General features: G+C 41.7%; 6 protein-coding genes. 1 reads left to right on the top strand and 5 read right to left on the bottom strand.

Annotated elements, in window-relative coordinates; translation table 11 throughout:
• From VF500_RS19360 to VF500_RS19380, 5 genes are all read right to left on the bottom strand, one after another.
• The coding region (locus VF500_RS19360; RefSeq protein WP_330861256.1) for an efflux RND transporter periplasmic adaptor subunit at positions 1–717 on the bottom strand (717 nt) is incomplete at its 3' end.
• Positions 718–1,037: 320 nt separating this feature from the next.
• Positions 1,038–1,652, bottom strand: coding sequence for a TetR/AcrR family transcriptional regulator (locus VF500_RS19365; protein ID WP_330861257.1), 615 nt, complete (start codon positions 1,650–1,652; stop codon positions 1,038–1,040).
• A gap of 141 nt (positions 1,653–1,793) precedes the next feature.
• The gene (locus VF500_RS19370; protein WP_330861258.1) at positions 1,794–2,309 is read right to left on the bottom strand and encodes a DinB family protein; all 516 of its coding nucleotides are present in this window, start codon (positions 2,307–2,309) and stop codon (positions 1,794–1,796) included.
• 94 nt (positions 2,310–2,403) lie between these two features.
• Positions 2,404–3,564: an MFS transporter gene (locus tag VF500_RS19375; RefSeq protein WP_330861259.1), complete on the bottom strand. Its 1,161-nt coding sequence runs from the start codon at positions 3,562–3,564 to the stop codon at positions 2,404–2,406.
• Between the two features lie 58 nt (positions 3,565–3,622).
• On the bottom strand, positions 3,623–3,793 hold the full coding sequence (locus tag VF500_RS19380) for a hypothetical protein (RefSeq protein ID WP_330861260.1): 171 nt from the start codon (positions 3,791–3,793) through the stop codon (positions 3,623–3,625).
• Positions 3,794–4,030: 237 nt separating this feature from the next.
• Between VF500_RS19380 and VF500_RS19385 the strand changes: the two genes are divergently transcribed.
• The coding region (locus tag VF500_RS19385) for a putative sensor domain DACNV-containing protein (protein ID WP_330861261.1) at positions 4,031–5,084 on the top strand (1,054 nt) is incomplete at its 3' end.

Consider the following 5,084-nt stretch of genomic DNA (forward strand, 5'->3'; position numbering starts at 1 on the left):
GCCCAATGAAAAGTAAACGTGTACATCATGAACATCTGATAATTGAGTTAGTGGAGCAACATCCGCAGGTGCAACAAGGCTACCTTGTTTCTTAGCAAGCAGACCGATATAACCGCTTACAGGAGCTTTTATTAGGGTGTAACCCAAATTGATCTGCGCGGTAGCTACGTTAGCTTTAGCCGATTCGATATTGGCTTTCGCTACATCAGCTGCTGCCTTAGCTGTTTTTAGCTGGTAGTCAGAAACTACTTTATTAGCTACAAGCGGAGTTAATTTTTCAACTTCCAGTTGCGCATTTACATGTGCTGCTTCGGCTGCATGTAAGCTTGCCAATGCATTATTTAAAGCTGCGCGGTATGGTTGTTCGTTAATTTTAAATATTGGCTGACCGGCAGATACAAAAGCGCCTTCGTCAACAAATACTTTATCTAAAGTGCCGCTTACCTGTGGCCTGATCTCTACGTTAACGGCACCTTCAATTGAAGCAGGATATTCCTGGTAAGTAGTTTCGGTACCTGATACTATAGAAGCCACCGGTAAGGCCGGCGGTGGAGGTGCTGTTGGAGCCTGCGGTGCAGATGAACATCCATATAATGTTAAAGCTGCAACTGCTGCTAAAAGGAGTGTTTTCATGAGTGATGATTTTAAGAGTGGTGAATAGATAGGGTTAGAATAAGCCGTTGGGCTTGTGTTATATGATGATTTGATTGTTTTCATTGTTTTACTATTGCCGATTGTTTTCAATTGAAATGCCAGCTTTACTATCAAGCTGTATATCAATAATTTATAATAATAAGATTTAATTTCCAACGCCTTATATCGTGATATCCACGATTTTTAATGACGATATACCGAAACGATGTGCGCTAATTACAGCAGCTGCATAAATTAGATGTTACAACACCGTTAAATCGTTTAACACTGTTAAGTAGATTGTGTGGGTTGTGAGTGAGCTTTTCCATTGTATTAAGAGTTTATTTTAAAGTGCTTAACAATTATTTAACACTGTAAGATAATTTAACAGCGTTATTTTCAGATCACAAAAGAACAGCGTCTTTCATCGACCTGATGATCCCGCCTATGGTATCTTTCAAAACCTGGCGGTTAACTTCGTCAGAGAAACCTCTGCTTAGTAAGTTGATGGATACCAGCCCATGTACAACCGACCAAAAAGTATAATACTTTGTACAGATCATTTCGTCGTTGATATCCTCAATATGCATAACCTGCATAATAGCCTCACTGATCATAGTAGTGAAACGCTGAGCTTCGGGCATTGCTTTTACCATCTCACAGCAACAGTTCATCTGTACGCCAAACATAACCTGGTAAAGTTCTTTATTGTTAAAAGCAAAATTCCAGTATGCAAGCCACATGGCTTCCAGTTGCTCTTCAGGACGCAGGTAGTTTTCTTTTGCTACCTCCATATCCCTGGCTAATATCAAGTAACCTTTGCGGGTAAGTTCCATTAGTATGGCATCCTTATTTGCAAAGTATTCATATATAATAGGGGCGGTATATTCAATTACGTCAGCAATTTTACGCATGCTTAAAGCTTGCCAGCCTTCATGCTTAACTATGTGGAGCGCGGCATCCAAGATATTGACCCTGGTTTCCTCTTTTAAGCGCTGTATTCGTTCTTTACTTGCCATTTTGATTACACTATTAAATCATTTAACAGTGTTAAGCAAAAGTATAACGGTTTTAGAGATTATTTACCATCCCTTTGTAAAAAACGTTTCATCCAATTGTCATGGATTAAACCTTTAGGGGCAAATCCGGTCGGTAAACGCTTATTTTTTTACCAGGTAAACCAATTGCCCAATATGATAACCCTGGTGTATAGTACGATTAATCAGGATATTCAGTCTGTTACGGTGCGGCTCTTTTGCAAAATCATCCGCAGAAATAGCACTATGTGGCTTAAACCAATCTTCGGGCTGCATAGCATTCATCCTTTCGGCTAAAACCTCATTTACATTAGCCCAATATTGTTTAAGCTCAGCCAATGAAGGTTTTTCTAAACCTGAGTTTTCAGGGTTCTTAACAAAAATAGCATCAAGTTGGGGATAGAGCCTTTCACCAAAACCCAAGAAAGTAAACAATCCGTCGCTCACAGCAGTAAGGTGGCCCAGCAGGTAAACACCGCTGTTTCGGCCGGGAGCCGTTTCGGCAGCAAGGGCTTCGTCGGTCAGTTTATCAAGCAAACCGTTTAGGCGGCTATTTTGCAGTTCCCAAGTTGAAACCACCATCTTGATAAATAACTCGGTTGACGGCTGTACGTTAGTTTCGGTAATGTTTGCGCTCATTTTTTGCAGATGTAATATCAAACCGGCTGATTTGATATTACAATTATAAGCTAAAACCCAATCGAAGTTATATCGATGAACTTATTTGACAAATCTATGATACCGCGGGGTCGTCCTCAATTTTACGTACCATCCATATCATCATGGCGGCAAAAGCGGCAACAACAAAGAAAGCAATCTGCAGGTTGGCAGCCTGGGCAATAAAACCAACTATTGGCGGTATTATAACAAAACCAAGGTATCCCACCGTTGATATGGCTGCCAATGCCTGGCTACTATTCATTGTTTTCGATTTACCCGCCATACTGAATATCAGTGGCACTATACACGATACCCCCATACCAATCATAGCGTAGCCTAAATAAACAGTTAAAGTATATGGTAAAAACACCGATACCAACAGGCCTGCCAAAACCAGTGCACTGCTGTAAGTTAAAACCTTTTTAATGCCGATGGCCGACACTACCCTATCACCAGCGAAACGGCCGATGGTCATGGTAACCATGTAAACTACAAAACCCGCTTCGGCAAATGATTTAGAGGCATGCACTACCTTTTCAAAATAAACGCCGCTCCAATCATATAGTGTGTTTTCACAGGCCATAGAGGCAAAGCAGATCAACGAAAATTTAAGCAAATGTTTATCAGGCATAGAAAATACCGATTTGTTGGGCGTTTCAGCAGGCTGATAATCGTATGTTGAGGGATAAAATATTGCAGAAAGAATAAACATAGCTATCCCTACACCTAATAAATGCCAGGAAGGCGCTACATTAAATAATACCATCAGATAACCAACCGCAGCCCCGCCAAAACCGGCCAGGCTCCAGATGCCATGAAACGTTACCATGATGGATTTATCATATAGGGACTGGATCCCCACAGCCTGAGAGTTCATGGATAAACCTAAAATATTACGGGTTGAACCAACAAAGAACAAAACTACGATCAGCTGCCACATATACGCCGCAAAGCCGGGAAGGCACAACACCAAACTGAAGGCCAGTGCTCCTATCAGCATCATTACACGACTGCTGAAATGCTTGATCATTTTGGACGTTAAAGGCATGGTAAGCATCAGGCCAACAGGCATAGCAAATAACACAACCCCTAACTGGGCTTCATTTAAATTAATCTGATGTTTTATGGATGGAATACGTGAGGCCCATGAAGAGTAACCGAAGCCCGAAACGAAGAAGAATACACTGTTGGCAATCCGCATTTTTGATTTGCCTGCAGCCGATAACTGATCCATACCGCAAATTTATGGATAAATTGCATGTATAGATCCTGTTACTTTAATTTAATGCTGCTTACATACAAGGCTCCAATTGTGCACAAGGGTTTTCGATTTTTTGCTCTTTATGGAAAACCTTGTTGAAGCCCCGTTGTACATAAGTTAAACCTAAGTTTAAAAGCGCTGATACCTGCAATGGTGTAGTATCCGGCAGTGTAAGTGATATGATGTGAGATAGAAGTTTCATGATTGCATTATCGTTTCCGACTGCAAAATTGCTACAATAAATCCGAAAAAAAATTGACGTACATTAACACCTGACGTTAGGCAGATAATTGCATGAAAGTATGATAAACAACTGACAATGTACCATTTAAACAAGTTTAAAATTCAGCTATTTAAACCAATTATCCGCCAATTGCAATATTGAGGCGTTTGTTTGTAAGCCTGTTTATTTAGCTTTACTTTTGAAATAAGTATTTAAATGAAAGACATCACCAAAACTTTGAGTTCAGGACCTACATATAAAGCAGCCGGAAAAGTGGCAACCATTATCGAAAGGCATTTCAGGCATTTTCACGCCAAAGCACTTGCCGATAATAATGAGATAGACCTTGCGCCTACTCCCAGTTGTACCACTATCGAATCACTTATCGATATTTCATTTTGGGCAAGCTTGCGCCGGGAAGAAGGCTTTTCACCAAAATTCACCCTGGCTTTTTTGCCGCCCGAAGCCGCCGGTCAGCCGTTGTTGTTTGGTGGCAAAATTAAACTCGCGCCTAATATCCTGACTAAATTTGCCTCGGCAGTACAACAGCCGGGCATCCATTTAGGCATCTGGATAGAAGATGATGAACTATACATCTGGGGAACCACCCTGGCTATTCCGGCTTACTGTTTTGTACTGGAAGTAATTGAACCCGGACTATTAGTGATCAAACATCGCCGTATAGAGGGCTTTGGCAAATTTGTAAACATAGCCATATTAAAAGGCGACGATATTAAAGTAGTTGACGAGCACGGCTCCAGCATTTCTGATTGTCCTAATGTACTTTCGGCCATGCTTGATTTTACTTTGCCATCTCTATGGAATGATCCGGTAAACGTATTAGTTCAACTGGCTACCTCCATGCAAGCCCATAAACGCGGCGGCATATTATTAGTTGTTCCCTCCGGAAGTGAAGAATGGCGCGAATCCATCATCACCCCGATCTCCTACCCTGTCGATCCTCCCTTTTCAGGCCTTACCGATCTGATGATTCATGAAGGCATCGACCGTTATCACACCTCATGGCAGGAAAAAATGCGCCGCGCGGTTGATACCATAGGCGGATTAACTTCGATAGACGGCGCTACGCTAATATATGATAAACACGAGTTGCTGGCCTTCGGTGCCAAAATAGGCCGCTCAGAAAAAAGTTCACCTATCGAAGAGATCGTAGTGACCGAACCAATAGTAGGCTGCTCAACCCGGGTGATCCACCCCGCGCAAAACGGTGGTACAAGGCATTTAGCGGCAGCACAATTTGTTTATGATC

The organism is Mucilaginibacter sp. (assembly GCF_036383575.1).
Taxonomy (GTDB): domain Bacteria; phylum Bacteroidota; class Bacteroidia; order Sphingobacteriales; family Sphingobacteriaceae; genus Mucilaginibacter.